The 22,975-nt window shown below is 62.7% G+C and carries 24 protein-coding genes; 13 read left to right on the forward strand and 11 right to left on the reverse strand.

Annotated features, from left to right (window positions below; translation table 11 throughout):
* Window positions 1–76: 76 nt before the first annotated feature.
* The 3 genes from ACQ7C1_RS04560 to ACQ7C1_RS04570 all read left to right on the forward strand — a co-directional run bounded on the left by ACQ7C1_RS04560 (window position 77) and on the right by ACQ7C1_RS04570 (window position 2,361).
* Window positions 77–910, forward strand: a complete 834-nt coding sequence (locus ACQ7C1_RS04560; protein WP_085781540.1) for an inositol monophosphatase family protein — start codon at window positions 77–79, stop codon at window positions 908–910.
* An 80-nt stretch (window positions 911–990) separates the two neighbouring features.
* Entirely contained in the window at window positions 991–1,500 is a 510-nt protein-coding gene (msrA, locus tag ACQ7C1_RS04565) for a peptide-methionine (S)-S-oxide reductase MsrA (protein WP_430957485.1), read from the forward strand.
* Between the two features lie 81 nt (window positions 1,501–1,581).
* Entirely contained in the window at window positions 1,582–2,361 is a 780-nt protein-coding gene (locus ACQ7C1_RS04570) for a class I SAM-dependent methyltransferase (RefSeq protein WP_430957486.1), read from the forward strand.
* A gap of 19 nt (window positions 2,362–2,380) precedes the next feature.
* Here the strand turns inward: ACQ7C1_RS04570 and ACQ7C1_RS04575 are convergent, their stop codons facing one another.
* The 6 genes from ACQ7C1_RS04575 to ACQ7C1_RS04600 are packed head-to-tail and all read right to left on the reverse strand — an operon-like array spanning window position 2,381 to window position 9,613.
* Complete coding sequence (locus ACQ7C1_RS04575) at window positions 2,381–3,670, reverse strand: amidohydrolase family protein (protein ID WP_183698260.1); 1,290 nt, start codon at window positions 3,668–3,670, stop codon at window positions 2,381–2,383.
* 26 nt (window positions 3,671–3,696) lie between these two features.
* Window positions 3,697–4,641 carry an ABC transporter permease gene (locus tag ACQ7C1_RS04580; RefSeq protein ID WP_085781536.1) on the reverse strand — a complete coding sequence of 315 codons (945 nt, stop codon included), beginning with the start codon at window positions 4,639–4,641 and terminating at the stop codon, window positions 3,697–3,699.
* Complete coding sequence (locus ACQ7C1_RS04585) at window positions 4,638–5,687, reverse strand: ABC transporter permease (RefSeq protein WP_085781535.1); 1,050 nt, start codon at window positions 5,685–5,687, stop codon at window positions 4,638–4,640. Before ACQ7C1_RS04585 ends, ACQ7C1_RS04580 begins: the two co-directional genes overlap by 4 nt.
* Window positions 5,677–7,209, reverse strand: a complete 1,533-nt coding sequence (locus ACQ7C1_RS04590) for an ABC transporter ATP-binding protein (protein ID WP_430957487.1) — start codon at window positions 7,207–7,209, stop codon at window positions 5,677–5,679. Before ACQ7C1_RS04590 ends, ACQ7C1_RS04585 begins: the two co-directional genes overlap by 11 nt.
* Window positions 7,206–8,618, reverse strand: coding sequence for an amidase (locus ACQ7C1_RS04595; RefSeq protein WP_430957488.1), 1,413 nt, complete (start codon window positions 8,616–8,618; stop codon window positions 7,206–7,208). Before ACQ7C1_RS04595 ends, ACQ7C1_RS04590 begins: the two co-directional genes overlap by 4 nt.
* Window positions 8,619–8,626: 8 nt before the next feature.
* Window positions 8,627–9,613, reverse strand: a complete 987-nt coding sequence (locus ACQ7C1_RS04600) for a BMP family protein (RefSeq protein ID WP_097599634.1) — start codon at window positions 9,611–9,613, stop codon at window positions 8,627–8,629.
* A 235-nt stretch (window positions 9,614–9,848) separates the two neighbouring features.
* Between ACQ7C1_RS04600 and ACQ7C1_RS04605 the strand changes: the two genes are divergently transcribed.
* Entirely contained in the window at window positions 9,849–10,526 is a 678-nt protein-coding gene (locus ACQ7C1_RS04605; RefSeq protein ID WP_430957489.1) for a lysophospholipid acyltransferase family protein, read from the forward strand.
* Window positions 10,523–11,452, forward strand: a complete 930-nt coding sequence (locus ACQ7C1_RS04610) for a phosphatidate cytidylyltransferase (RefSeq protein WP_430957490.1) — start codon at window positions 10,523–10,525, stop codon at window positions 11,450–11,452. The genes ACQ7C1_RS04605 and ACQ7C1_RS04610 overlap by 4 nt, the downstream gene beginning before the upstream one ends.
* Window positions 11,453–11,470: 18 nt before the next feature.
* On the opposite strand, the gene ACQ7C1_RS04615 is transcribed toward ACQ7C1_RS04610, so the two are convergent.
* From ACQ7C1_RS04615 to ACQ7C1_RS04625, 3 genes are all read right to left on the reverse strand, one after another.
* On the reverse strand, window positions 11,471–11,794 hold the full coding sequence (locus ACQ7C1_RS04615; RefSeq protein WP_430957491.1) for a chaperone modulator CbpM: 324 nt from the start codon (window positions 11,792–11,794) through the stop codon (window positions 11,471–11,473).
* Window positions 11,795–11,796: 2 nt separating this feature from the next.
* Window positions 11,797–12,711 (reverse strand): DnaJ C-terminal domain-containing protein, encoded by a 915-nt coding sequence (locus ACQ7C1_RS04620; protein ID WP_430957492.1) that lies wholly within the window; start codon window positions 12,709–12,711, stop codon window positions 11,797–11,799.
* 134 nt (window positions 12,712–12,845) lie between these two features.
* The gene (locus ACQ7C1_RS04625) at window positions 12,846–13,313 is read right to left on the reverse strand and encodes a universal stress protein (RefSeq protein ID WP_430957493.1); all 468 of its coding nucleotides are present in this window, start codon (window positions 13,311–13,313) and stop codon (window positions 12,846–12,848) included.
* 216 nt (window positions 13,314–13,529) lie between these two features.
* Here ACQ7C1_RS04625 and ACQ7C1_RS04630 point away from each other — a divergent pair, with 216 nt between their 5' ends.
* Window positions 13,530–14,393 carry a DUF1932 domain-containing protein gene (locus ACQ7C1_RS04630; protein WP_430957494.1) on the forward strand — a complete coding sequence of 288 codons (864 nt, stop codon included), beginning with the start codon at window positions 13,530–13,532 and terminating at the stop codon, window positions 14,391–14,393.
* A gap of 35 nt (window positions 14,394–14,428) precedes the next feature.
* On the opposite strand, the gene ACQ7C1_RS04635 is transcribed toward ACQ7C1_RS04630, so the two are convergent.
* Entirely contained in the window at window positions 14,429–15,253 is an 825-nt protein-coding gene (locus ACQ7C1_RS04635; protein WP_221127034.1) for a phosphoenolpyruvate hydrolase family protein, read from the reverse strand.
* Window positions 15,254–15,263: 10 nt separating this feature from the next.
* On the reverse strand, window positions 15,264–16,460 hold the full coding sequence (locus ACQ7C1_RS04640) for a Tm-1-like ATP-binding domain-containing protein (protein WP_430957495.1): 1,197 nt from the start codon (window positions 16,458–16,460) through the stop codon (window positions 15,264–15,266).
* A 132-nt stretch (window positions 16,461–16,592) separates the two neighbouring features.
* On the opposite strand from ACQ7C1_RS04640, the gene ACQ7C1_RS04645 reads away from it, so the two are divergent.
* The 7 genes from ACQ7C1_RS04645 (at window position 16,593) to yghU (ending at window position 22,920) form a co-directional block, all read left to right on the forward strand.
* Window positions 16,593–17,264 carry a GntR family transcriptional regulator gene (locus ACQ7C1_RS04645; protein ID WP_183698255.1) on the forward strand — a complete coding sequence of 224 codons (672 nt, stop codon included), beginning with the start codon at window positions 16,593–16,595 and terminating at the stop codon, window positions 17,262–17,264.
* A gap of 70 nt (window positions 17,265–17,334) precedes the next feature.
* Window positions 17,335–18,588, forward strand: coding sequence for an extracellular solute-binding protein (locus ACQ7C1_RS04650; protein ID WP_430957496.1), 1,254 nt, complete (start codon window positions 17,335–17,337; stop codon window positions 18,586–18,588).
* Between the two features lie 59 nt (window positions 18,589–18,647).
* The gene (locus tag ACQ7C1_RS04655) at window positions 18,648–19,577 is read left to right on the forward strand and encodes a carbohydrate ABC transporter permease (protein ID WP_430957497.1); all 930 of its coding nucleotides are present in this window, start codon (window positions 18,648–18,650) and stop codon (window positions 19,575–19,577) included.
* Window positions 19,574–20,401, forward strand: coding sequence for a carbohydrate ABC transporter permease (locus tag ACQ7C1_RS04660; protein WP_430957498.1), 828 nt, complete (start codon window positions 19,574–19,576; stop codon window positions 20,399–20,401). The genes ACQ7C1_RS04655 and ACQ7C1_RS04660 overlap by 4 nt, the downstream gene beginning before the upstream one ends.
* 2 nt (window positions 20,402–20,403) lie before the next feature.
* Window positions 20,404–21,495, forward strand: coding sequence for a Gfo/Idh/MocA family protein (locus tag ACQ7C1_RS04665; RefSeq protein WP_430957499.1), 1,092 nt, complete (start codon window positions 20,404–20,406; stop codon window positions 21,493–21,495).
* 14 nt (window positions 21,496–21,509) lie between these two features.
* Complete coding sequence (locus ACQ7C1_RS04670) at window positions 21,510–21,890, forward strand: cupin domain-containing protein (protein WP_221112699.1); 381 nt, start codon at window positions 21,510–21,512, stop codon at window positions 21,888–21,890.
* Window positions 21,891–22,044: 154 nt separating this feature from the next.
* Window positions 22,045–22,920: a glutathione-dependent disulfide-bond oxidoreductase gene (gene yghU / locus ACQ7C1_RS04675; protein ID WP_097599648.1), complete on the forward strand. Its 876-nt coding sequence runs from the start codon at window positions 22,045–22,047 to the stop codon at window positions 22,918–22,920.
* Window positions 22,921–22,975 lie beyond the last annotated feature (55 nt).

Genomic DNA, 22,975 nt, shown 5'->3' on the forward strand with positions numbered 1-22,975 from the left:
CCCTCACCGGTCTCTGCGAAGGGAGTGGCTCCGCACGATTCACTTCGTTCCTATCTGCAGCATCCGGATTTTCTTCATGGCATCCTCCCCGACATCAGCGCGCCTGTCCCCGAACGCGTCGCCCCGCCTCATCGTGCTTGCTGAAACGGTGTTGAAGGCGGGCGAGACGGCCCGAGCCTCCCTACGGCGGCGGACATCCGGGGAAATGCTGGCCAAGGCGCCCCGCGATTACCAGACCGAGATCGATGTCGCGGTCGAGCGTATCATCGTCGAGGAGCTGACGAAGGCCTTTCCCGATTATGCCATCCAGGGCGAGGAGGCTGTCGGCAACCGCACGGCCGGGCCGGAGACGCCGATCATCTACATCGACCCGATCGACGGCACGACCAATTACGCCTGGGGCCTCCCGCATTTCGGTATCACGATCTCGATCGCCGAAGGCAGCAGGCAGGTGGTCGGCGTCGTCTATGATGCCATGCAGGACGAGCTCTTCAGCGCCGAGATCGGCGGCGGCGCCTATCTCAATGGCGAGCGCATCCGTTGCGCCGATGTCGGCGACATCGAGAACGTGCTGATCGGCGCCGGCCTGCCCATCCCGGGCCAGGTCAAGGCGGTGGCGGAAGACAGCTATTTCGAAGCCATCAAGCGCCTTATGGCGAATACGGCAGGCGTGCGTCGCCTGGGCTCGGCAGCGCTGTCGATCGCCTATGTCGCCTGCGGTCGGCTGGACGGCTTCTTCGAGGACGGCCTCTCGATCCATGATTTCGGCGCTTCGGCGCTGATGGTCGAAGAGGCCGGCGGGATAGTCACGCGTTTTTCCGGCGCGACAGTCGACGGCGCTGGAGACATCCTAGCCGCCAGCAGGGCGCTGCATCCCTGGCTCAGGGAGGGTTTCCAGATTAGGACATAAGCCGCCGCGGCCGGCGGATTTCCATCTTATGGAAATCGGCGACGTGAGACACTATCTCATGGCAAACAAGGAGACCTCCAATGACCGAAGAACGTGCAGTGCTCGCCGGCGGTTGCTTCTGGGGCATGCAGGACCTCATCCGCCGCTACAAGGGCGTGATCTCGACCCGCGTCGGCTATACCGGCGGCGATGTGCCGAATGCCACCTACCGCAACCACGGTACCCATGCCGAGGCAATCGAGATCATCTTCGACCCCGCCCGGATCAGCTACCGCGAAATCCTTGAATTCTTCTTCCAGATCCATGACCCGACCACGCGCAACCGCCAGGGCAACGACGTCGGCACGAGCTATCGTTCGGCGATTTTCTATGTCAGCCCGGAGCAGGAGCGCGTCGCCAGGGAGACGATCGCCGATGTCGATGCTTCGGGCCTGTGGCCCGGCAAGGTCGTCACCGAAGTTGTGCCGGCCGGCGATTTCTGGGAGGCCGAACCCGAGCACCAGGATTATCTGGAGCGGATCCCTAACGGCTATACCTGCCACTTCGTCCGGCCCGGCTGGAAACTGCCGACCCGCCAGAAGATCGCCTGATACCGCTCATGGATGCCGGGAGGAACTCCGGCATTCTCATCAAGGCGTGAGGGAAGCCCCGGGCGAAGCGGAGCCATTGTCATGGCGTGGGATCGTGCCGACTTTTACGACGCAGAATTGGCACGGCATAATCGGCACCTTCGGGATGCTGCCGATGTCGGCGCGGATGACCGGGTGCTCGATATCGGCTGCGGTGCGGGGCAGACGACGCGTGAAGCCGCCCGCGCCGCGTCTCAAGGAGAAGCGGTCGGTGTGGATATTTCCGTAGAGATGCTCCAGATCGCAAGGCGACGGAGCGCTGCGGAGGGTTTGCGAAATGTGGTGTTCGAGCAGGCAGACGCGCAATTCCACGCCTTTCCGGCTGCCAGTTTCGACCTCTGCATCAGCCGGTTCGGCATGATGTTTTTTGCCGATCCGGCGGCGGCCTTTGCCAATATCGGCCGGGCAATGCGTCCGGGCGCGCGTCTTGTGTGGATGGTGTGGCAAAGCCGAGAGCGTAACGAGTGGTCTGGCGCCATCCGGCAGGCCCTGGCACCGGGAACTGTGGTTTCGGCAGGTGGTCCCGACCCGTTTTCGCTTGGCGATCCTCCCATAGCCAAGGACCTTTTGAGCGCCGCAGGTTTCACGTCGATCGATTTTGCCGACCTGCGAGAGCCTGTCTTCTATGGACCGGACGTCGATGCGGCGTCTGATGCGCTCGCCGGCCTCTATCTGGTGAAGGATGCGCTTGCACACACCGATGAACCGCCTGGCAAACCGCTGCAGCGTCTGCGCGAGTTGCTCGAGGCGCATAGGACGCCGGAGGGAGTGTTTTTCGACTCCCGCGCCTGGATCATCACAGCTCGCCGCGCGGCGGGATAGTATGCAGGCGTATTGCGTCTCAATAGCGCGGTGCGTAGTCGAGGCCGCCGTCGATCCGGGAAGGACGCCCATCCAGGAAAAGCTCGCCGATGCGCGGCGCCGAGCGGGCGATGACCTTGCCGCGGCGGATCACCGCCAGCCGGTTCGGCTTCAGCCGCAGCGCCTCCAGCGTGTCGCGCGCCTGGAGGATGACGAGGTCGGCGTTGCATCCCTTATCCAGGCCGTAGTCTGCAAGTCCCATCGTCTTCGCCGAGTTGACTGTCAGCGCGTCGAAGATCTTCTTCTTATCGTCGATGCCGGCCATCTGCGCGACATGGATCGCCATATGGCCGACCTCCAGCATGTCGCCCGATCCCATCGAATACCACGGATCCATGACGCAATCGTGCCCGAAGGAGACATTCAGCCCCGCATCCATCAATTCCCTCACGCGGGTCATGCCGCGGCGCTTGGGGTAAGTATCGTGCCGGCCCTGTAGCATGATGTTGATCAGTGGATTGGGGATGACGTTGATTTCAGCCTCCGCCATCAGCGGGATGAGCTTAGAGACATAATAATTGTCCATCGAGTGCATCGAGGTCAGATGCGAGCCTGCGACACGTCCCTGCAGGCCGAAGCGGATGGTCTCAGCCGCCAGCGTTTCGATATGGCGCGACAGCGGATCGTCGGTTTCATCGCAATGCATGTCGACCGGCAGGCCGCGATCGGCAGCGATGCGGCAGAGCGCCTCGACCGACGCCGTCCCTTCGCCCATCGTCCGTTCGAAGTGCGGAATGCCGCCGACGATGTCGACGCCCATGTCGAGGGCGCGGTTGAGTGCGTCGATTGCACCCGGCGAACGGTAATAACCGTCCTGCGGAAAGGCGACCAGTTGCAGGTCGATATAGGGCGCGACCCTTTCGCGGACCTCGATCATCGCCTCGACGGTCACCAGCCTGGGATCGCTGGTATCGACATGGCTGCGGATGAAGAGCAGGCCTTGCGTCACCGCCAGATCGCAATAGCGCAGCGCACGATCGACCAGCTCTTCCCTCGTCACGATCGGGCGCAGCTCGCCCCACAGCGCGATACCTTCGAGCAAAGTGCCGGAGACGTTCATGCGCGGCAGGCCGAGCGACAGGGTAGCGTCCATATGAAAATGAGGATCGACGAAAGGCGGGCTGACCAGCCTGCCGGTGGCGTCGATTTCTTCGCCCGCTTGAGCTTGGAGATTACCCTCGACGGCAGCGATCCTGCCGCCCTCAATGCCGATGTCGATGCCGCTGCGGCCATCGGGAAGATTTGCGTTTCGGACGATCAGATCGAACATCGGAGCCTCGTTGGATGTGGACGGTCTCAGCGCTCGCCGCGGCGATAGGGCTGCATGAGCGCCTGCGGAACGCGGGCGCGGCGGGCCATCACGGCAAGCGCGGCAATGGAGAGGATATAGGGCGTCATCAGGAAGAGCTGATAGGGCACGAGCCCGCTCAGCACGGTCTGCAGCCGAAGCTGAAAGGCATCGAAGAAGGCAAAGAGCAGGGCGCCGAAAAGCGCGCGGCCCGGGCGCCAGGAGGCGAAGACAACGAGCGCGATGCAGATCCATCCGCGTCCCTGCACCATGGTCGGGAAGAAGCTGTTGAACGCCGACAATGTCAGGAAAGCACCGCCCATTCCCATCAGCGCGCTGCCGATAATGACTGCGCCGTAACGCACCTTCATCGGGTTGACGCCCTGGGCTTCCGCCGCATGCGGGTTCTCGCCGGTCATGCGGATCGCAAGCCCGACGGGCGTGCGGAAGATGATGTAGGCCATCAAGAGGGCGATCAGCATCGCAAGATAGGTCGGCGCGGTTTGCGTGAAGAAGGCGGGGCCGATAAACGGTAGCGTCGAGAGGCCGGGAATGGCGATCGGCTGGAACGGCGCGATGGTCGGCGGAGTGTTGGCAAGCGGCACGATCAGCCGGAAGACATAATAGCTGAAACTTGACGCAAAGAGCGTGACGCCGAGGCCGGAGACATGCTGGGAGAGGCCGAGCGTCACTGTCAGCCCCGCATGCAGCAGGCCGAAGACGCCGCCGGCTATCGCGGCAATCAGCAGGCCGGTCCAGAGATCGGCGCCATGATAGACGGAAAGCCAGCCGATCATCGCCCCAAAGGTCATGATGCCTTCGATGCCGAGATTGAGCACGCCCGCCCGTTCGCACAGCAGGGCGCCGAGCGTGCCGAAGATCAGCGGCGTGGCGATCCGCAGGATCGCCGCCCAGAGGCCGGCGGAGGCGATAATGTCGAACAATTGCGTCATCGCCGGATCCTGTACTGGGTGAAGAACAACGCGATCAGCATCGTCAACAGCGACAGCGCCACCGTCACATCGGCGATATAGGTCGGAATGCCGAGGCCACGGCTCATGCCGTCGGCGCCGACGAACATGGTGGCCGTAAAAATCGCGGCGAAGACGACTCCGAGCGGATTGAGGTTGGCAAGCATGGCGACGACGATGCCGGCGTAACCGAAACCGGGCGACAGATCGGTCGTCACGTAACCCTTGACGCCCATCACCTCGATTGCGCCGGCGAGCCCCGCAAGCCCGCCGGAGAGACAGGCGACCTTCACCAGCGTTTTGCCGAGGGGCACGCCTGCGAAGACCGCACCGGCAGGATTGAGGCCCGCAGCGCGGGACTGCATGCCGAAGACGGTGCGGGACTGGACGAAATGGACGACGACGGCAAGAGCGATCGCGATCGCAAAGCCGATATGCAGGCGCGATCGGGCGAGCAGTTTCGGCAGCATGGCGTGATCGCTGACGGATTGCGATTGCGGCCATCCGAAGGCGAGCGGATCCTTGAGAACGCCGTCGATCAACATCGAGACGAAAAGCACGGCGATGAAGTTCAGGAGCAGGCTGGTGACGACCTCATCGACGGAAAAGCGCAGCCTGAGCCACAGCGGAACCAGGATCAGCACCATGCCGGCGACGGCGCCGATCAGCAGCAGGAGCGGGATGAGGATGGGCGCGGGGAGATTGCCAAGTAGCTTCGAACTCGCCGCAGCGACGGCGATGGCGCCGAGGTAGAACTGGCCCTCGGCGCCGATATTCCATAGCCGCGCCCGAAAGGCGACGGCGGCCGCAAGCCCGGTCAACATCAGCGGCGTTGCCCGTGTCAGTGTTTCGGTCGCCGAAAGCCGCGAGCCGAAGGCGCCGGTCAGGATGCGCCGGTAGGCATCGAGAACGGGCGCGCCGGCAATCGCGATCAGGATGCCCGCCAGAGCCAGCGCTGCGATGACCGCAACGACAGGCGTGAATATCAGCAGGGAAAGCGGGCGGTGCTCGCGGCGCTCAAATCGCATGGCCGGCCCCTGGAGTTTCCTGCCATTCACCGGCCATCATCAGCCCCAGCCTGCGGGCGTCGGCGTCTTCAGCCTCGACGGGCGGCGACAGGCGGCCGCCGACGATCGCCTGTATGCGGTCTGCAAGTGCGATCACCTCGTCGAGATCCTCCGAGATCAGCAGCACGGCGGTTCCCTGCCGGCGGGCTTCGAGCAGGCGTGCGTGCACGGCGGCGACTGCACCTTCGTCGAGGCCGCGGGCAGGCTGCGCGGCAATCAGGATACGCGGCCGTCGATACAGGCTGCGCCCGAGAATGAGCTTTTGCATATTGCCGCCGGAAAGCAGCCGGGTGCGAATTGCCGGGCTGCCGCCGCGAACGTCGAATCCGTCAATGATCTCCCTCGCGAAAGCCATGCCCGCCTTGCGGTTGACGAGACCACGGCGCGAAAAGGCCGGTGAGGCGATCCGCTCCAGCACGGCGTTTTCCCAGATCGCCATTTCGCCGATCACACCCTCGTGGTTGCGGTCCTCGGGAATGCGGCCGATGCCGGCTTCGACGACATCGGCGACGCCGAGATTGCCGATGGTTTCCCCGAACAGCTTGAGCTCGCCGGCGCTGCGCGCCAGCGTACCCGACAGAACATGCGCCAACGCCGCTTGGCCATTGCCGGAAACGCCGATAATGCCGAGGACCTCTCCCTGATGCAGCCGAAAGCTGATCGATTTCAGCCGGTCGACCCCGCCCGTGCGCACCGTTACACCGGCAGCTTCGAGGACAACGGCGCCGGGTGTCGATGGTTCGCGAACGGGCCGTGTCACGCGGCGTCCGACCATCAATTCGGCAAGCTCCACCTTGCTGGTGTCCGATGCCCTGCGTTCGGCGACCATCTTGCCTCCGCGCAAGACGACGATGCGGTCGGCCGCCGCCATGACCTCATCGAGCTTGTGCGAAATGAAGATCAAGGACAGGCCCTGGCGGGCCATCTCCTTGAGCGTCGTGAACAGTCGCTCGGCCTCGATGTTGGTCAGCACCGCCGTCGGCTCGTCGAGGATCAGGATGCGGGCGTCGTTGTAGAGCGCCTTGAGGATTTCGACCCGCTGCTGCTCGCCGACCGACAGATCGCCAAGGCGGGCTTCCGGATCGACGGTGAGGCCGAAGCGTTCGGAAATCGCCAGGAGCTTCTTGCGCGCCGCCGATGTTGCCGACCGCCAGGACCACAGTTTTTCAGTGCCGGTCATGACATTTTCGAGGACCGTCAGATTGGGGGCGAGCGAAAAATGCTGGTGCACCATGCCGACACCGGCGCGGATCGCCGCGCGTGGCTTTCCCTGCGGCACCTCCGCGCCCTCGATCAGAATTCGCCCGGCGTCCGGCATGTAATGGCCGAAAAGGATGCTCATCAGCGTCGTCTTGCCGGCACCATTCTCGCCGAGCAGGGCCACGATCTCGCCCCTCGCGAGCGTCATGGAAATATCGTCATTGGCGAGATTGTCGCCGAAGCGTTTGCTGACACCGATAATTTCCAGAACAGGCCCGGTCATGTCGCTAATCCTGCGACCGGAAAACGGTGCTGCCATCGCGCGTCGGCCTCCAGGCGTGCCGCCAGCGACAGGAGGCGTGGCTCGTGGCCCATCGGCGCCAGGAGCTGCACCGGCAGCGGCATGGCCTGTGGATCCTGTCCGAAAGGGAGTGTCAAAGCAGGAAAACCCGAAATATTGGCCAGGCAGGCAAGCGGCGCGAATGCCGCCATTCGTTCGAGATGCAAATCCGTGTCGGCATGATCGGACGGAAAGGAGCCGATCGCAAGGGGCGCAGAGGCAAGCATCGGCATCAGGATGCAATCGATCCTGTCGAACAGCGACCAGAGACGATGGCTGACCAGAACGGCGTCGTTCAGCGTGTTCCAGAGCTTGGCCGCCGAAAGCGCCCGTCCGCGCGCCGCGAAAGCCTGCGACAGAGGCTCAGCCCTGCTTTCCTCGAGGGCCGCCGCCTTGATGAGCGCGGAAAGGTTGACGGAAATGATATCAGCAAAGGCGCGGCCGCTGGCGGTGACGCTCCATTCGAAGTCGGCCCAATTCATCGGGACGATCTCGTGTCCATCGATCTCAAGAGTACGCGCCGCATCCTCGACGACAGCAAGCCGATCGCTCTCGGTCGGATAGGCCGGGCCGGTGTCGGTCAACAGACCGATCCGCAAGCGGCCGTTGTCGATATCGGCGGGGGCGGGATCCGGAAGGGGTCCGCGCGAATTGCCGCTCAACCGGTCGAAAATCAGCGCCGTATCCCGCACCGAGCGGCAGACCGCCAGTTCGCTGGCAATACCGGCGAGGTGGTTGCCGAAGGATGGACCGCCGGGAATGGCGCCGCGGGTCGGCTTCAGTCCGACGAGGCCGCAACAGGCGGCCGGCACTCGGATCGAGCCGCCGGCGTCGGTGGCATGGGCGATCGCGACGATGCCGGCCGCAACCGCTGCCGCCGCGCCGCCGGACGAACCGCCGGCGGTGCGCGCCGGATCGAGCGGATTGCGGCAGACCGGTCCAATTGCCGGTTCGCTGGCGAGCGATAGACCGAATTCCGGGCTCGTCGTCAGGCCGAACAGGCAGAAGCCGGCATCGCGAAAGCGGGAAGCGAGATCGGAATCGGTTTCGCCGCCCTTTCTTTCCAACAGGCGTGAACCCGCCGTGACCGGCAGCCCTCGAAAGGGACCGCCAAGATCCTTCGCCAAGGTCGGCACGCCGGCAAAGGGCCGGGCAGAGAAATGATCCGGCGCGCTCCGCCGCTCCCGGTCGCTGGCGTGTGCGTCGGCAAGGCCCATGGCGGCATCGAGATAGGCGATCGCGCCGAGCGACTCACGCCGTGCAGCTCTCTTGAGAGAGGCATGCATCGCTTCCGCAGCGCTCAGGCTGCCGCGCCTGATCGCTGCCGCCAGCTCCGTTGCGTCGCCCTGCATGGACCGAACTACTTCGGCTCGTCCATCATCTTCGGAACTTCGAAGGTGCCGGCCTTGATCTCCGCGCGCTTGGCTTCCATCGCGGCTTCCGCCTCGGCAGGCGCCACGCCCTTGACGAAGACGATATCGCTGCCGCCTTCCTTCATCAGGCCGTAGGACGTGTAGTTCCGGCCCACCGGTTTGCCGGCGGCGACATCGGCGATCGCGGCATTCAGGATCGGACGGAAGTACCACATGGCGTTGGCGAAGACCGTATCCGGATAACGCGGCGTATAATCGATCAGCGAGCCGACCGACCTGATGCCGCGTTCCTTGGCGGCGTCGGCCGTGCCGATGCGTTCGCCGAACAGGATGTCGGCGCCGGCGTCGATCTGGGCAAGGCCGGCTTCACGGGCCTTCGGCGGATCGAAGAAAGTGCCGATGAATGCGACGAGGTGTTTTGCATCAGGGTTGACCGCCTTGACGCCGGCGGCGAAGGCGTTGATCAGCATGTTGACCTCGGGAATCGGAATGGCGCCGACCGAACCGACGATGTTCGACTTGGTCATCTTGCCCGCAAGCATGCCAGCGAGATAGGCGCCGTCGTGATTCCAAGTGCCGAAAACACCGAAATTGTCGCCGGCTTGCTCGCCGCTCGAACCAAGCACGAAAGCGGTATCGGGATAGTCGGCCGCGACCTGACGGGCCTCCTTCTCCACGGCATAGGCCTCGCCGATAATCAGCTTGTTGCCCTGTTCGGCATATTCGCGCATGGCGCGGGGATAATCGGTGCCTGAGACGCCTTCGGAGAAGACATATTCGATGACTCCGTCCTTGGCCGCGTCCTGGAGGGCCTTGTGCAGGCATGAGTTCCAGGCATTTTCAACCGGCGACGCATGGATGCCGGCAACTTTCAGGGGCGCAGCCGCCCTTGCTAGCGGGGCGAAGCCGCTGACGCCAAGCGCAATGCCCGACGCGATCACTGCCCGGCGTGAAATCAACATGTCTTTGGTCATTGATTGTTCCCCTTTTTTACCAGCTGGTTCAAAAATCATAGTAGCGCCTAAAAACGTGTCAAGCAGTCAACCGGCTCAAAAATCAGGCTAATCGGCCGCAGCAGCCTGGCTGAATGAACGAGACGTCCTAGGTCTGCATGCCCGGTGCCGCCGTGCTTCTCGGGCCGGATCTGCAGGGCTTGGCGCGACAACTCCGGCAGGCTATGCATAGAACCGTTGGGTTGGGGAAATTGAAATGGGTGAAGAAGAAGACGCCTCGCGGCGGCCGATCGCGAGCCGGTCGTCGTCCTGGGCGATCGCCCTCGTCCGTCGCCTTCTCGTGCTGTTCGTGCGGATCATGGTCGGCGCCCGAAGCGAGTGGCGGGGCTGTACGCCCGACCTTCGCCGCCGCATCTATTTCGCCAATCACAACAGCCATGTCGATACTGTTGCCGTAATGGCTGCCCTGCCGTGGCCGGTGCGACGGCTGACCCACCCGGTCGCGGCGCGCGATTACTGGGGAACGAGCGCCTTTCGGCGTTTCATTGCCGAGAAAGGCCTGCGCGCCGTCCTGATAGACCGCAAGCCTCTGCCCGACAGCAACCCGCTGGAGCCGGTCGAGCGCCTGCTGGAGGAGGGGTGCTCGGTCCTGATCTTCCCGGAAGGAACGAGAAGCTCCAGCGAGGAGATCGCCCCGTTCCGCAGCGGCATCTATCGTCTTGCCTGTCGTTTCCCCGATGTCGATCTCGTGCCGATCCATCTCGACAATCTTCAGCGCATCCTGCCGAAGGGAAGCTGGCTCATCGTGCCGATCACCTGCACGGCCCGCTTCGGCAAGCCGCTGCGCGTCGAACCGGGCGAAGGAAAGGACGCATTCCTGGCCCGCGCCCGTGCAGCAGTCATCGAGTTAGCGGACGGAAGGCACATCGCATGAGCAGTTTTTTCTCCATCGTGCTTGCCGCAATCCTCGGCCTGCTGGCCGTCGCCTCCGCTATTGGTTTCATCCTTCAGCGGCGCGCGACCGAGCCCGGATCCGTCGCCACCGTGCATAACCTCAATGCCCGCATCCGCTCATGGTGGATCATGGTCGCGATATTCGGCGGTGCGATCCTGCTCGGCGACACCGCTGTGGTCGTCCTGTTCGCATTCCTGTCCTTCATGGCACTGCGCGAATTCTGGACGCTGACACCATCGCGGCGCGGCGATCACCTGGCGCTGTTCCTGTCCTTCTTCGTCGTCCTGCCGGTGCAATATGTGCTGCTCGGGACGCTATGGTACGGCCTCTTTTCGATCTTCATCCCGGTCTATGCATTCCTAATCCTGCCGGCAGTGGCGACCCTGACGGGCGACGTGAACGAATTCCTGGCGCGCACCGCCAGGGTGCAATGGGGATTGATGCTGACGGTCTATTCGATCAGCCATGCCCCCGCGCTCCTGATGCTGGAGACCGGCACGCCGCCCGCCCTGCTGCTCGTCTATCTCGTCATCGTGGTGCAGCTCAGCGACGTCTTCCAGTATGTCTGGGGAAAGCTCTTGGGGAAACACCGCTTCTCGCCGAACATCAGCCCATCGAAGACGCTTGAAGGCCTCTTCGGTGGCGGCGCATCGGCCATCCTTGTGGGAACGCTTCTCTATCGCCTGACGCCGTTCTCGCCTCTGCAGGCCGCAGCCGTCAGCACGGTCATCGTCGTTGCGGGCTTCTTCGGCGGCTTCGTGCTCTCGGCCATCAAGCGCGATCTCAACGCCAAGGACTGGGGTTATGTGATCGAGGGCCATGGCGGGGTGCTCGATCGTCTCGACTCCATCACCTTTGCCGCGCCGCTGTTCTTCCACATCGTCCGCTACTGGTTCACGACATAGACACGAGCTGCGGCCTCGTCAAAACTGTTCGAGATCCTCAAGACATTCTAACAACCGCCGCTGGACATCGCGTTCCTGCCTGGAGATGGCGGTCATCAGCTGACTCATTGTTCCCCTGATTCCATGAAGCTGATCGACTAGATCCATGACGACATCGACGCCGGCTTCGTTGACGCCCATATTGCCCATGAGATCCAGAATTAACCGGGCGCGGGCGACATCGGCATCGCGAAACTGTCGCTTTTCGCCTGAGGTCTCCGGGATCAGCCAACCCTGTTCGATCCAGAAATCGAGCTGGACCACATCGATTTTCAAGTAAAGACGGAACTCATGATCATCCATGATCAGGCCTCCATGTTCTTCCTCGGATCGTATGGATGCGCCGCCGCCCACTCCTTCACCAGGGACGGCAGCCGTTCGTCAGGTTGGTCGGGCAACACGATCTTCAAGGTGACGTAGATGTCGCCATGCCCGCCGCCGCGTTTCGGAACGCCCTTGCCCTTCAGGCGCAGGACTTTCCCGGTGTTCGAATGAGGCGGCAGCGTCAGATTGACTGGGCCGGAAGGCGTGGGGACGCGAAGCTTGCCGCCGAGCACCGCTTCGCTGAGCGAAATCGGCAGCTCGAGGCGGATGTCGTCGCCGTCGCGCGTGAAGAAACGGTGCGGGCGCACATGAATTTCGATGAGCGCATCGCCCGCCGGCCCGCCGCCGATGCCCGGTTCACCCTTGCCGCGCAACCGCAAAGTCTGGCCGTCGCGCGTTCCCGGCGGGATCCCGACCTCGAGCGCGGGGCCATCGGGGAGCTTGACCTCGGTTCTGGTGCCGTTGATGGCCTCGAGAAAATCGACCTCCATGGAGAAGCGCCGGTCCTGGCCCTGGCTGCGCGCCCGGCCGCCGCCGGTACGGCGCGAAAAGAAGCTCGCAAAAATGTCATCGGCATCGCCGAAGTCGGCAAAGCCGGCGCTGTTGCGATAGGGATTATCGGCGCCGCCGGCCGAGGCATAGTCGCGATAATAGTTGCGCTGCGCCCGCTCGGCGCCTGTCATATCGATCTCGCCGCGGTCGAAGCGGCCGCGCTTTTCCTCATCGCTCAAAATCTCGTAGGCGGTCGAAATTTCCTTGAACCTGTCCTCGGCGTGTTTGTCGCCGGGGTTCAGGTCGGGGTGAAGTTTCTTGGCGAGCTTGCGGAACGCGCTCTGAATATCCTTTTGCGTCGCATCCCGCTTCACGCCCAGAAGCTCATAGGGATCCTGGCTCATGTATATCTCCGGTCGGGCAGTGAATACTGCTGGTTGGGTTGGGATTGATATAGGTTGCCAGGCCGCCGCCGGGGAGGGGATGCCCGCAAGCGTCAAAAGCCGGCCGTGTCATGTTCGGCGGAAGCTCGCCAGGATCAGAGCAAAGCGACGTTTTCTGCTTGAGCCGCAGCATCCTCACCGGCATGGTCCAGGCGCCGGTCGATAAGAACAGAGCACGCGGCATGGCGCACCACCTTCTCGACGATCGAGGAGAAGACATAGTCGGTGATATCGGGCACGTGGGATGACAGAAGGATGAGATCGGCAGCTCTCTCCCTAGCGGCCGATACCAGCAGCGCGGCGGCAAGGCCGATGCGAACCTCGATCATCGCCGGGATGTCCAGATCCTTGCACAGTGACGCAAGTTTCCGCTCGGCATCGACGATGGCAGCCGTCTCGAACTCTTCGGGAATGTCGGTCAGGTGGCGGTGCGGGATATTCTCAATGACGTGCACGACGACAATGGTTCCGCCTTCGTCCACCAGCGCCGCAGCCCGGCGCAGCAGGCGGTTTGCCGTCTGTCTGGAGCCCATGCCGATGCCGCAGATGATGGTGCGATACATTGAGATCAATATCCTCGAGGCGAGTCATTTCCGTCATCATAGCGCTATCGACAGCGCCTGCGTTGACTAAAGTCAAGCCGCGCTCTCGGACGATCGAAAGAGGGCGGCAATGGATGATCGCGGTTCAGGACACGAATTCTGCCGCATTGTCGCAGTTGACGGCGACCGGATCGGCGATAGCTCTCATGCGACGCCGTCAAACCGTCGAGGTTCCACATGCCGAACTTTGCTATTATCGGAGCGGGCGCGATGGGAAGCGCTGTCGCCAAACGGTTGATCGACCACGGCGCAACGGTGCTGACCTGTCTGGAAGGGCGGAGCGAGCAGACGATCGCGCGAGCCAAGGCGGCCGGCATGGTGCCGGTAAGCCGCCTTGAGCTGGCCAAGGCCGAGCTGATCCTGTCGATCGTTCCGCCGGCCGAAGCAATCAAGGTCGCCGAACTGATCGCGAACATATCAGCTAAGACGCCGGTGCCGCCCTTCATCGACCTCAATGCCATTGCACCGAAGACGATGCAGGTGCTTGCGGCCCGTTTCGATGGCAGCGGCGTGGCGGTGCTGGACGGCGCCATCATTGGAGGACCGCCGGTTGCCGGAAAATCAGGTCCGAGTATCTATGTCAGCGGCGACAGCGCAGAGCACAGCAGACTGCTCGAAGATTACGGCTTGCAGGTCCGCCGTCTCGATGGACCGCTTGGTGCAGCTTCAGCACTGAAGATGTGTTATGCCGGCATCAACAAGGGATTTATCGGCCTCGGCGCCGCGATGCTTCTCGCCGCTTCCCGCTCGGGCGCTGCCGAAAGCCTGAAGGTCGAACTCGCCGAAAGCCTGCCCGACTTCGACCGCAAGCTGTCGAAATCCATTCCTGACATGTATCCGAAGGCCTATCGTTGGGTTGCCGAAATGCAGGAGATCGCCGATTTCCTCGGTGCGGGCGATCCGGCTGCAGCCATCTTCCAAGCCATGGCGGATGTCTTCTCCAGGCTGGCAGAGGATGTGGAAGGCAGCCGCGCCCTCATCGCGCAGCTGGACGAGATCCTTTGCTCCCACCGAGCATCCGGCGCAATGGTCATGCCATAGCTCATCGCCGCTGCCGGCAACCCGTACCGAGCCGCCTAAACCTTTGCGAAGTCCTCGACCTGCGCGCGGATGGCGACCTCGGTCGGCAGCCGCTCCATCGAACTTGCGCCGTAGAAACCGTTGCATCCCTTGCAACGGGCCAGCACGTAGGCCGCATCCGCGGGCATGGCGATCGGGCCGCCATGGCAGAGCACGATGACGTCGTCGCGTACCGACCTCGCGGCATCAGACCATGCGTTGATTTTCTCCACGCATCCGTCAAGCGTCAGCGCCGTTTCGGCGCCGATCGCGCCTCCCGTGGTCAGGCCGAGGTGGCAGACGACGATATCGGCACCGGCCTTGGTCATGGCGGCGGCGTCATCGCTGCTGAAGACATAGGGTGTCGTCAGCATATCCTTAGCGTGCGCACGGGCGACGATGTCGATTTCCAGCTCAAAGCCCATGCCGGTCTCTTCGAGATTGGCGCGGAACGTTCCGTCGATCAGCCCGACCGTCGGAAAATTCTGGATGCCGGCAAAGCCCATAGCCTTCAATTCGTCGAGGAAGTGATCGGGCAGCATGAACGGATCGGTGCCATTGACGCCGGCAAGCACCGGCGTGTGGCGCACGACCGGCAGCACCTCGCGGCCCATTTCTTTGACGATTTCGTTGGCATTGCCGTAGGCCAACAGGCCGGCCAGCGAGCCACGCCCGGCCATGCGATAACGGCCGGAATTATAGATCACGATCAGGTCGATGCCGCCCGCCTCCTCGCTCTTGGCCGAAAGGCCCGTGCCGGCGCCGCCGCCGATGATCGGCCGGCCCTCGGCGATCTTGCGGCGCAGCTTGTTCAGAATGTCGTTTCTATCGATACGGGACAAAACTCTCTCCTCAGGCAAGGATGTCGTGGAAGCTGGCGACGAGTGCCGCGGCAAATTCCGGACTGTTGATATGGGCATCTATCTCGACGAGGCGTCTGTTTGGCGCGTCGCGCCAGCCGGTCCGGATGGCGGAAAACAGCGCGGCGTCGGCTTCCGGATCGTGGAACGGCTGACCGACGGCGTCGATTGCCGAAACGCCCTGAAGCGGCAGCAGGAAGCGGACCGGGCCCTGCATGCGGTTGAGCCGTTCGACGATGAAAGCGCCGATCCTGCCGTTTTCCTCCGGCGTGGTGCGCATCAGGGTCACCTGCGCATTATGGACGTGAAGCCTGCGGTCGCGGAAAGCCGCCGGCACCGTTTCCCGCGCGCCGAAATTCACCATGTCGACGGCGCCGACCGAGCCGACATAGGGCAGGCCGGTGCGGATGATTGCGCCGAAGCGATCCTCGGTCGCGGGAAAGACGCCGCCGACAAGGAGATCGGGAACCTCGGTCGTCGTCACGTCGATCACGCCCTGCAGCAGACCTGATTCGGCGAGCTTCTCCATCGATTGGCCACCGACGCCGGTCGCATGGAAGACGTAGACTTCATGGGTCTTGCCGAGCATCTCGCGGACCTGGGTCACGCAAGGCGTGGTGACGCCGAACATGGTCATGCCGATGCCCGGTCGATCATCCGTGGAGGCGGGAACGGGGTTGTGGGCCATGCCGGCCGCGGCATTGGCCGCATTCCCGATCACTCTGCGTGAAATCGCATTCAGACCGGCGATGTCGACGACCGAATACATCATGGTCAGATCATTCGGGCCGACATAGGGCGCCACATTGCCTGAGGCCACCGTCGAGACCATCAGTTTCGGCAGGCCGATCGGAAGCGCCCGCATCGCCTCGGTCACCAGCGCAGTATTGCCGGTACCGCCGAGGCCGAGCACAGCGCCGATATCGTTGCGTGATTTCAGGAAACCCGTCAGCGCCTTGGCCATGGCCGACACCGCCGTTCCCCGGTCAGTCTGCCCGAGCACGGCCGCAGCACCATCCGGATGAAATGCCGCGACGTCGCGCGCTGGAATATCGGCGCCCGCACCCTCACCAAGCGTGCCGACATCAATCAGAACGGCCTCGGTTCCGGCTGAAAGAACCACCTCCCTGGCGTAGTTCAGTTCAGCGCCCTTGGTGTCTGAGGTGCCGACGATATAGACCTTTCCCATTGGTTTTCCTCCCCTTTTTGGTCCAGCTCCCGCTGATCTTCCAACGAAATTCCCCGTTGTGTATTTTCCATATTGTATATTATTGCGTATATTGCATACTTAAATCACGAATGCCAGACGGAAGTGGAGACCATGAACGCACCGCGCCACCTGACCCTTCGAGAGCGGATCTACGAGGAAATCGTTCGGCTGATCGTTTCCGGCGAACTGCCGAGCGGCGTCTCCATCGACGAAAAGGAACTGACGGAACGCCTGCAGGTCAGCCGCACGCCATTCCGCGAAGCGATCGGCACGCTTGCCAAGGAAGGGCTGATCGAGATCAAGCCTTATCGCGGCTTCTTCGTACGCAGCTTCACGCCCAAGGAGATCGACGACCTCTACGAGCTGCGCAAGACGCTCGAGTGTTTTGCCGTCGAGCTCGCCGTTCCGCAGATGAGCGACCGGCATATCGCCGGCTTCGAACGTATTCTGGATGAGGCAGTGGCGGCGCTGCGCCGCGGCGACATGGCGACCTACGGCATCCGCGACAAGGAATTCCACGAGACGATTGCCGAGCTTTCGGGAAGCGCCCCGTTGGTCGAAACCTTGGCACGGCTCGCGCTGCAAATCCAGATCTGCCGCTCGATCGCCAATGAGAGCCGCGATCTCGCCGAGCGGGCAGCCGAGGAGCGCGATCAGATCCTGCAGGCTTTCCGGTCGCGCGACATAACCCGCGCCAAGGCGCTGATGCACGCGCATATCAGCGACGTCCAGCAGGCCGTCATGGCACGCTTTCAGAAGGAAAAACGGCGATTTGACGGATGAATGAAGGAGAGGGAGGTCTCCTCTCAACAAGCGAAAAACGTGGCCGAGGAGCGGCCCGGAGGAGGGAACAATGCTGAAATTTCTTGCCCGCGGAACGGCACTGGCAGCGATGATCGCCGCAAGTTCGCCGGCGCATTCCGAGACCCTGAAGATGTGGGGTCCGGAACAGATCACCGAACCACTGGTCGCCCAGTTGTGGAACGGCATCAAGGCCGATTTCGAAAAGGCCAATCCCGGTGTAACCGTCGAATTCATGCCGCCGACCGGCACGATCAGCAACGGCGCGGTGCAGGCGGCGATCCAGTCGGATGCCGGCCCCGATGTAATCCTCACCAATTCGGGCATCGGACGCATCAGCGTCGTCAAGAACGCCAAGCAGGTCATGCCGCTCACCGAACAATATGAAAAGCGCGGCTGGAAGGACGAGATCTATCCGTGGCTCTACACCGAACTGAAGGGCCAGTTCGGCGGCGAAATCTACGAAGTTCCCGATGGGCTCGACGCTCTCGGCATCTGGTACCACAAGGATCTTTTCGAGCAGGCGGGCTGGAAGATCCCGGCGACCTGGGCCGAGTTCGAAACGCTAATGAAGTCGATCGAGCAAAGCGGCCTGCAGCCGATCGCCATCGGTCCGCGCACGCCGGGCAGCGCCGGCCATCTCTTCGGCAATCTGCTGCAATCGGCGAGCGGCAAGGACGTGATCGGCAAGGCGCTGCGCCGCGAGATCGCCTTCGATGATCCTTTGGTCGCCGCCGGCGCCGTCCGGCTGCAGAAGCTAGTCGAGGCGGGCTACATCAAAAAGGAAATGGCGGGTCTCGACCTCGACGGCGCCTCGCGCCTCTGGTTCAACAAGCGCGCCGCCATGTTCGTTGCCGGCCCCTGGTTCACCGCCAATGCCCGTAAGGCCGGCTATGACCTCGCCAACGCCGGTTATGCGCCCATGCCTTCCGACATCAAGGGGGCGGCGATACCGACCGGCGGCGTCGGCTGGAGCTGGCTGGTGCCTGTTAACTCAAAACAGCCGGAGCTTGCGATGAAGTGGATCGACTTCATGCTGTCGGATGCGGTGATGAAGAAACGGGCGCAGGATCCGGCAAGCACGATGATCTATCCGCGCGAAATCCCCGGCGTAGAATCACCGACCCCTGTTCTCAAAGACATCTTCGCGGCTGCCGCCGGTGGTGTCGGCTACAATCCGAGCGTCTATCTGCCCGGCCCCGTACTCGACACCTACTTCCAGGTCATCCAGGGTCTCATCTCCGGCCAGATCGGCGGCGAGGACGGCATGAAGCAGATCCAGGCGAAGATGACAGAGGCGAAATAGTGGCCATTCCAGAAACGCCGGGAAGCAAGGCCGTGGCTCCTCTCAGGACTGCACCTGCCATGGCGGGGCATACGGGCGGCAACCCCGCCCGTATGTCCAAACGCCGGACGGCAGGCTCGGCTTGGCCCGATACCGGCACCGCATTCTGGCTGATGGCGCCGGCGCTCGCGCTCTATGCCGTCTTCACGCTGCTGCCGATCGCTGCCACCTTCTGGCTGAGCTTCAACAGCTCCGCCGGCTTCAACACGTCCGCGAGCTTCGTCGGTGTCGACAACTACGCCAAGGCGGCGCAGGATCCGATCGTCTGGAAGAGCCTCGGCCATACCTTCATCTGGCTGGCCTACCACGTGGTGATGGCAGGCGGGCTCGGCCTTCTGCTGGCGCTTGCGGTCAGCAGGCTCAAGGTCACGCAGGTCTTCTTCCGCACCGCTTTCTTCCTGCCGCATCTGGTTTCGCTCGCCGTCGTCGGCGTCATCTGGGCCAATATCTACGATCCGTTTTTCGGCCTGCTGAACACGGCCCTGACACGGGTCGGGCTCGGCGCCTTCACGCAGGGCTGGCTTTCCGATCCCGCGCTGGTGCTGTTCTCCGTCAATGTCGCAAGCTCGTGGCAGGGTTTTGGCCTTTACATGCTGCTCTTCATCGCCGGCCTGCAGAATATCGACCACTCGCTCTATGACGCGGCCGAAGTGGACGGCGCCAACGCGTTCCAGAAGCTGATCTATGTAACGCTGCCGGGGCTTCGCGAGGTGACGACCTTCGTCGTCTCGCTGGCAATGATCAACGGCCTGAAGGGCTTCGCCACGGTCTTCGTCATGACCAATGGCGGGCCATTCTATCAGAGCGAGCTGATCACGACCTATATCTACCGGCTTGCCTTCCAGTCCCAGGATCACGGGCTTGCGGCGGTGCTTTGCATCCTGCTCAGCCTGCTTGCGATTGCCATTACCCTCGTCTTCAACCGCTGGCGCGCGAGGCTTTCCCAATGAGTGTGCGCAATCGCGAATGGCCGGTGGCGCTGGCGCTCACCCCGGTCTTGATCCTGATCCTCGCCCCCTTCGTCTGGCTGCTGATATCGAGCTTCAAGACCGAGGCCGAGATCGGCCAGGCCGATCCCTTTGCCTGGCCCGCCGACCTGATGTGGCGCAATTATCTCGACGCCTGGCAAATTGGCGGCTTCGGCGAGCTCGTCGGCAACAGCCTTATCAACGTCGTCGGCGTCGTCCTTCTGTCGCTCGTCACCTGCGCGCCGGCCGGCTATGCGCTTGCCAAGATCCGATTCCCCGGCCGGGAATGGCTGTTCTACGCCTTCATCCTCGGGCTGACCGTGCCGGTCCAGGCGATCGTCATCCCGCTCTACCAGGTGCTCTTCGGGCTGAACCTCGTCAACACGCTTGCTGGTATCGTACTGGTGCAGGTCAGCAGCGGCATTCCCTTCGGCATTTTCCTGATGCGCAGCTTCTTCATCGGCGTGCCGGACGATCTGATCGAAGCCGCCAAGATCGATGGCGCCTCGCATTTTCAGATCCTCACCAAGGTCTTTCTGCCGATCTCGACGCCGGCGGTCCAAGCGCTCGTCATCATCAGCGCTCTCTCCACCTGGAACGATTTCTTCCTCCCGCTGATCGTGCTGATCAGCCCCGAAGTGCAGACGCTGCCGCTCGGGCTGGTGCGTTTCGCCAGCACCTATGCTTCCGACTACCGCCTGGTCTTTTCGGGAACGGTCATTTCGTTCCTGCCGATCATTCTTCTCTACATCCTGATGCAGCGCCGTTTCACCGAGGGCCTGACGCAGGGAGCAATCAAGGGCTGACTATGTCGCACCACGTCCAGCGGGAAATCCGCTACAATTTCGAATTCGATCACCGCATCAAGGCCTGCTTCATCGGCGCCGGCGGCCATGCCTACCGCAATGTCTATCCGGCGCTGCGCTATGCGCCCGTGGACCTCGCCGGCATCTGCGATCTCGATATCGGCCGCGCCGAGAAATTCGCCAAACTCTTCGGCGCCGGCAAAGCCTATACCGACCATCGCGAGATGCTCATGCGGGAAAAGCCGGACCTGGTCTTCCTCGTCACCGCCTATCATCCCGACGGCCGGGTGCAGGCGACCGACCTTGCGCTCGACGCACTTGCCTCGGGCGCCCACGTCTGGATGGAAAAGCCGACAGCGGCGAGTCTCGAGGATATCGAAAGGCTGCAGGCGGCAAGTGCGGCGGCCGGACGCATGGTGATGACCGGTCTCAAGAAGACCTTTTTCCCCACGATCGAGAAGCTCAAGGACCTGATCGGCTCGCCCGGTTTCGGCAGGCTGACCTCGATCAACGTCCGTTATCCCCAGAGCCTGCCGAGACCGGAAGACCGCGCCGATCTCGTCAGGATGCAGAGTTTCCTCGACCATATCTACCATCCGGGCGCGATCCTCAATTTCCTCGGCGGCGAGATCGAGCGCGCGGGCTATGAATGGGAGCCGCTGACGGGCGCGAGCGTCACCAGCCTGCGCTTCCGCTCCGGCGCGATCGGCACGCTGCATTTTGCCGCCGGCCAATCGGGCGGCAGCATTTTTGAACGGGTCGAGATCGTCGGGGAAGGCGCCAACGCCATTGTCGAGAACGGCAGCCGATTGACTTATTTCCGCAAGGCGGACCTGCCGTCCTATGGCCGCGCCGCAAGCTTCATCCAGCCGGACGAGAATGCGGCGCTGTTCTATGAGCCCGAACATTCGCTCGGCCAGCTCTATAACAACAACCTCTTCTATCTCGGCTATGTGCCCGAAATCCTGCACCTGACCGACGCGATCCTTGCCGGCGCGCAGATAACAAGGGGCACGCTCGAAATCGCTCGCGAGATCATGAAGCTCTTCGAATTCTACAGACGCACGGATGCCGGCGTCACTTCTTATCTTTGACCGGAGGCGCAGTCTTGAACGAGACCGACATCATTTTCAGGAAAGCCGGCGGCGAATTCATGCCGACCTCCTGGGGCGAACTCAACTGGAAGATCACCGGCGACGGCACACCCGGCGCCGAGATGACCTTCGGCACCTGCCGCATCAATCCCGGCGAGCGCAACCAGCTGCACTCGCATCCCGATTGCGAGGAGATTCTCTACGTCGTCTCCGGCAGCTGCGAACACAAGCTTGGCGACGCCCTTTATCGGCTCGAAGCCGGCGATGCGATCCGCATTCCCCGCAATGTCAGGCACTGGGCGCGCGCGCTCGGCAGCGAACCGCTCTTTGCCCTGATCATGTTTTCCTCCGGCACCAGGACGGCGGTCAACCATGAAGGCGAGGGGGCGGCCTGAACCGGCCGTTTTCCGCAACTTTGCCAAGCTCTGACGTTTGCGTGAAACCATTCCGATAGCTGTGACAAACCCTCATCTCCTCTGCTATGTCAGGAAAAATGCGGCGACCCAACAGGCGTCGCGCTCTGTCCGATCAATGCCAGGAGTTTGAAAGATGAGCGGTACCTCCGACTATATCCCCCCGAAAGTCTGGACCTGGAACAAGGCGAATGGCGGCCAATTCGCCAATATCAATCGTCCGATAGCGGGACCGACACATGAGAAGGAGCTTCCGATCGGCCGCCACCCGCTGCAGCTCTATTCGCTCGGCACGCCGAACGGCCAGAAGGTCACGATCATGCTCGAGGAGCTGTTGGCGCTCGGCCATAGCGGCGCGGAGTATGACGCCTGGCTGATCAAGATCGGCGAGGGAGACCAGTTCGGCAGCGGCTTTGTCGCCGTCAATCCCAACTCCAAGATTCCGGCTTTGATGGACCGCAGTGGTCCGAAGCCGATCCGCGTCTTCGAATCCGGCGCCATCCTCACCTATCTCGCCGAGAAATTCGGCGCTTTCCTGCCGACCGAGCCGGGTGAGCGCGCCGAATGCCTGTCATGGCTGTTCTGGCAGATGGGAAGCGCGCCCTATCTCGGCGGCGGCTTCGGCCATTTCTACGCCTATGCGCCTGTCAAGATCGAATATGCGATCGATCGCTTCGCCATGGAAGTGAAGCGTCAGCTCGACGTGCTCGATCGCCGCCTTGCCGAAAGCGAATATGTGGCAGGCAGCCAATACACGATCGCCGATATTGCCATCTGGCCATGGTACGGCGGCCTGGTGAAGGGCTGGAGCTACGGGGCGGCCGAATTCCTGCAGGTCGAGGACTATAAGAACGTGCTGCGCTGGGCCGACACTATCTATAGCCGGCCCGCCGTGCAGCGCGGCCGCATGGTCAACCGCCTCTCCGGCGACCCGTCGAGCCAGTTGCACGAGCGTCACGACGCCAGCGACTTCGAAACCAGGACGCAGGACAAGCTCGCGGCAGCCGAATAAGCAAGCCGATCATTCACTTGTCGCGGCAATGAACGAGGCTCCGCGGCCCTAAAGG

It is taken from the genome of Rhizobium sp. Nf11,1 (assembly GCF_050587665.1).
GTDB lineage: Bacteria > Pseudomonadota > Alphaproteobacteria > Rhizobiales > Rhizobiaceae > Rhizobium.

Bases quoted from the DNA above. Each gene is read 5' to 3' on its own strand.
- ACQ7C1_RS04560 (WP_085781540.1), top strand. From the start codon at position 77: ATGGCATCCTCCCCGACATCAGCGCGCCTGTCCCCGAACGCGTCGCCC.
- msrA (WP_430957485.1), top strand. From the start codon at position 991: ATGACCGAAGAACGTGCAGTGCTCGCCGGCGGTTGCTTCTGGGGCATG.
- ACQ7C1_RS04570 (WP_430957486.1), top strand. From the start codon at position 1,582: ATGGCGTGGGATCGTGCCGACTTTTACGACGCAGAATTGGCACGGCAT.
- ACQ7C1_RS04575 (WP_183698260.1), bottom strand. From the start codon at position 3,670: ATGTTCGATCTGATCGTCCGAAACGCAAATCTTCCCGATGGCCGCAGC.
- ACQ7C1_RS04580 (WP_085781536.1), bottom strand. From the start codon at position 4,641: ATGACGCAATTGTTCGACATTATCGCCTCCGCCGGCCTCTGGGCGGCG.
- ACQ7C1_RS04585 (WP_085781535.1), bottom strand. From the start codon at position 5,687: ATGCGATTTGAGCGCCGCGAGCACCGCCCGCTTTCCCTGCTGATATTC.
- ACQ7C1_RS04590 (WP_430957487.1), bottom strand. From the start codon at position 7,209: ATGACCGGGCCTGTTCTGGAAATTATCGGTGTCAGCAAACGCTTCGGC.
- ACQ7C1_RS04595 (WP_430957488.1), bottom strand. From the start codon at position 8,618: ATGCAGGGCGACGCAACGGAGCTGGCGGCAGCGATCAGGCGCGGCAGC.
- ACQ7C1_RS04600 (WP_097599634.1), bottom strand. From the start codon at position 9,613: ATGACCAAAGACATGTTGATTTCACGCCGGGCAGTGATCGCGTCGGGC.
- ACQ7C1_RS04605 (WP_430957489.1), top strand. From the start codon at position 9,849: ATGGGTGAAGAAGAAGACGCCTCGCGGCGGCCGATCGCGAGCCGGTCG.
- ACQ7C1_RS04610 (WP_430957490.1), top strand. From the start codon at position 10,523: ATGAGCAGTTTTTTCTCCATCGTGCTTGCCGCAATCCTCGGCCTGCTG.
- ACQ7C1_RS04615 (WP_430957491.1), bottom strand. From the start codon at position 11,794: ATGGATGATCATGAGTTCCGTCTTTACTTGAAAATCGATGTGGTCCAG.
- ACQ7C1_RS04620 (WP_430957492.1), bottom strand. From the start codon at position 12,711: ATGAGCCAGGATCCCTATGAGCTTCTGGGCGTGAAGCGGGATGCGACG.
- ACQ7C1_RS04625 (WP_430957493.1), bottom strand. From the start codon at position 13,313: ATGTATCGCACCATCATCTGCGGCATCGGCATGGGCTCCAGACAGACG.
- ACQ7C1_RS04630 (WP_430957494.1), top strand. From the start codon at position 13,530: ATGCCGAACTTTGCTATTATCGGAGCGGGCGCGATGGGAAGCGCTGTC.
- ACQ7C1_RS04640 (WP_430957495.1), bottom strand. From the start codon at position 16,460: ATGGGAAAGGTCTATATCGTCGGCACCTCAGACACCAAGGGCGCTGAA.
- ACQ7C1_RS04645 (WP_183698255.1), top strand. From the start codon at position 16,593: ATGAACGCACCGCGCCACCTGACCCTTCGAGAGCGGATCTACGAGGAA.
- ACQ7C1_RS04650 (WP_430957496.1), top strand. From the start codon at position 17,335: ATGCTGAAATTTCTTGCCCGCGGAACGGCACTGGCAGCGATGATCGCC.
- ACQ7C1_RS04655 (WP_430957497.1), top strand. From the start codon at position 18,648: ATGGCGGGGCATACGGGCGGCAACCCCGCCCGTATGTCCAAACGCCGG.
- ACQ7C1_RS04660 (WP_430957498.1), top strand. From the start codon at position 19,574: ATGAGTGTGCGCAATCGCGAATGGCCGGTGGCGCTGGCGCTCACCCCG.
- ACQ7C1_RS04665 (WP_430957499.1), top strand. From the start codon at position 20,404: ATGTCGCACCACGTCCAGCGGGAAATCCGCTACAATTTCGAATTCGAT.
- yghU (WP_097599648.1), top strand. From the start codon at position 22,045: ATGAGCGGTACCTCCGACTATATCCCCCCGAAAGTCTGGACCTGGAAC.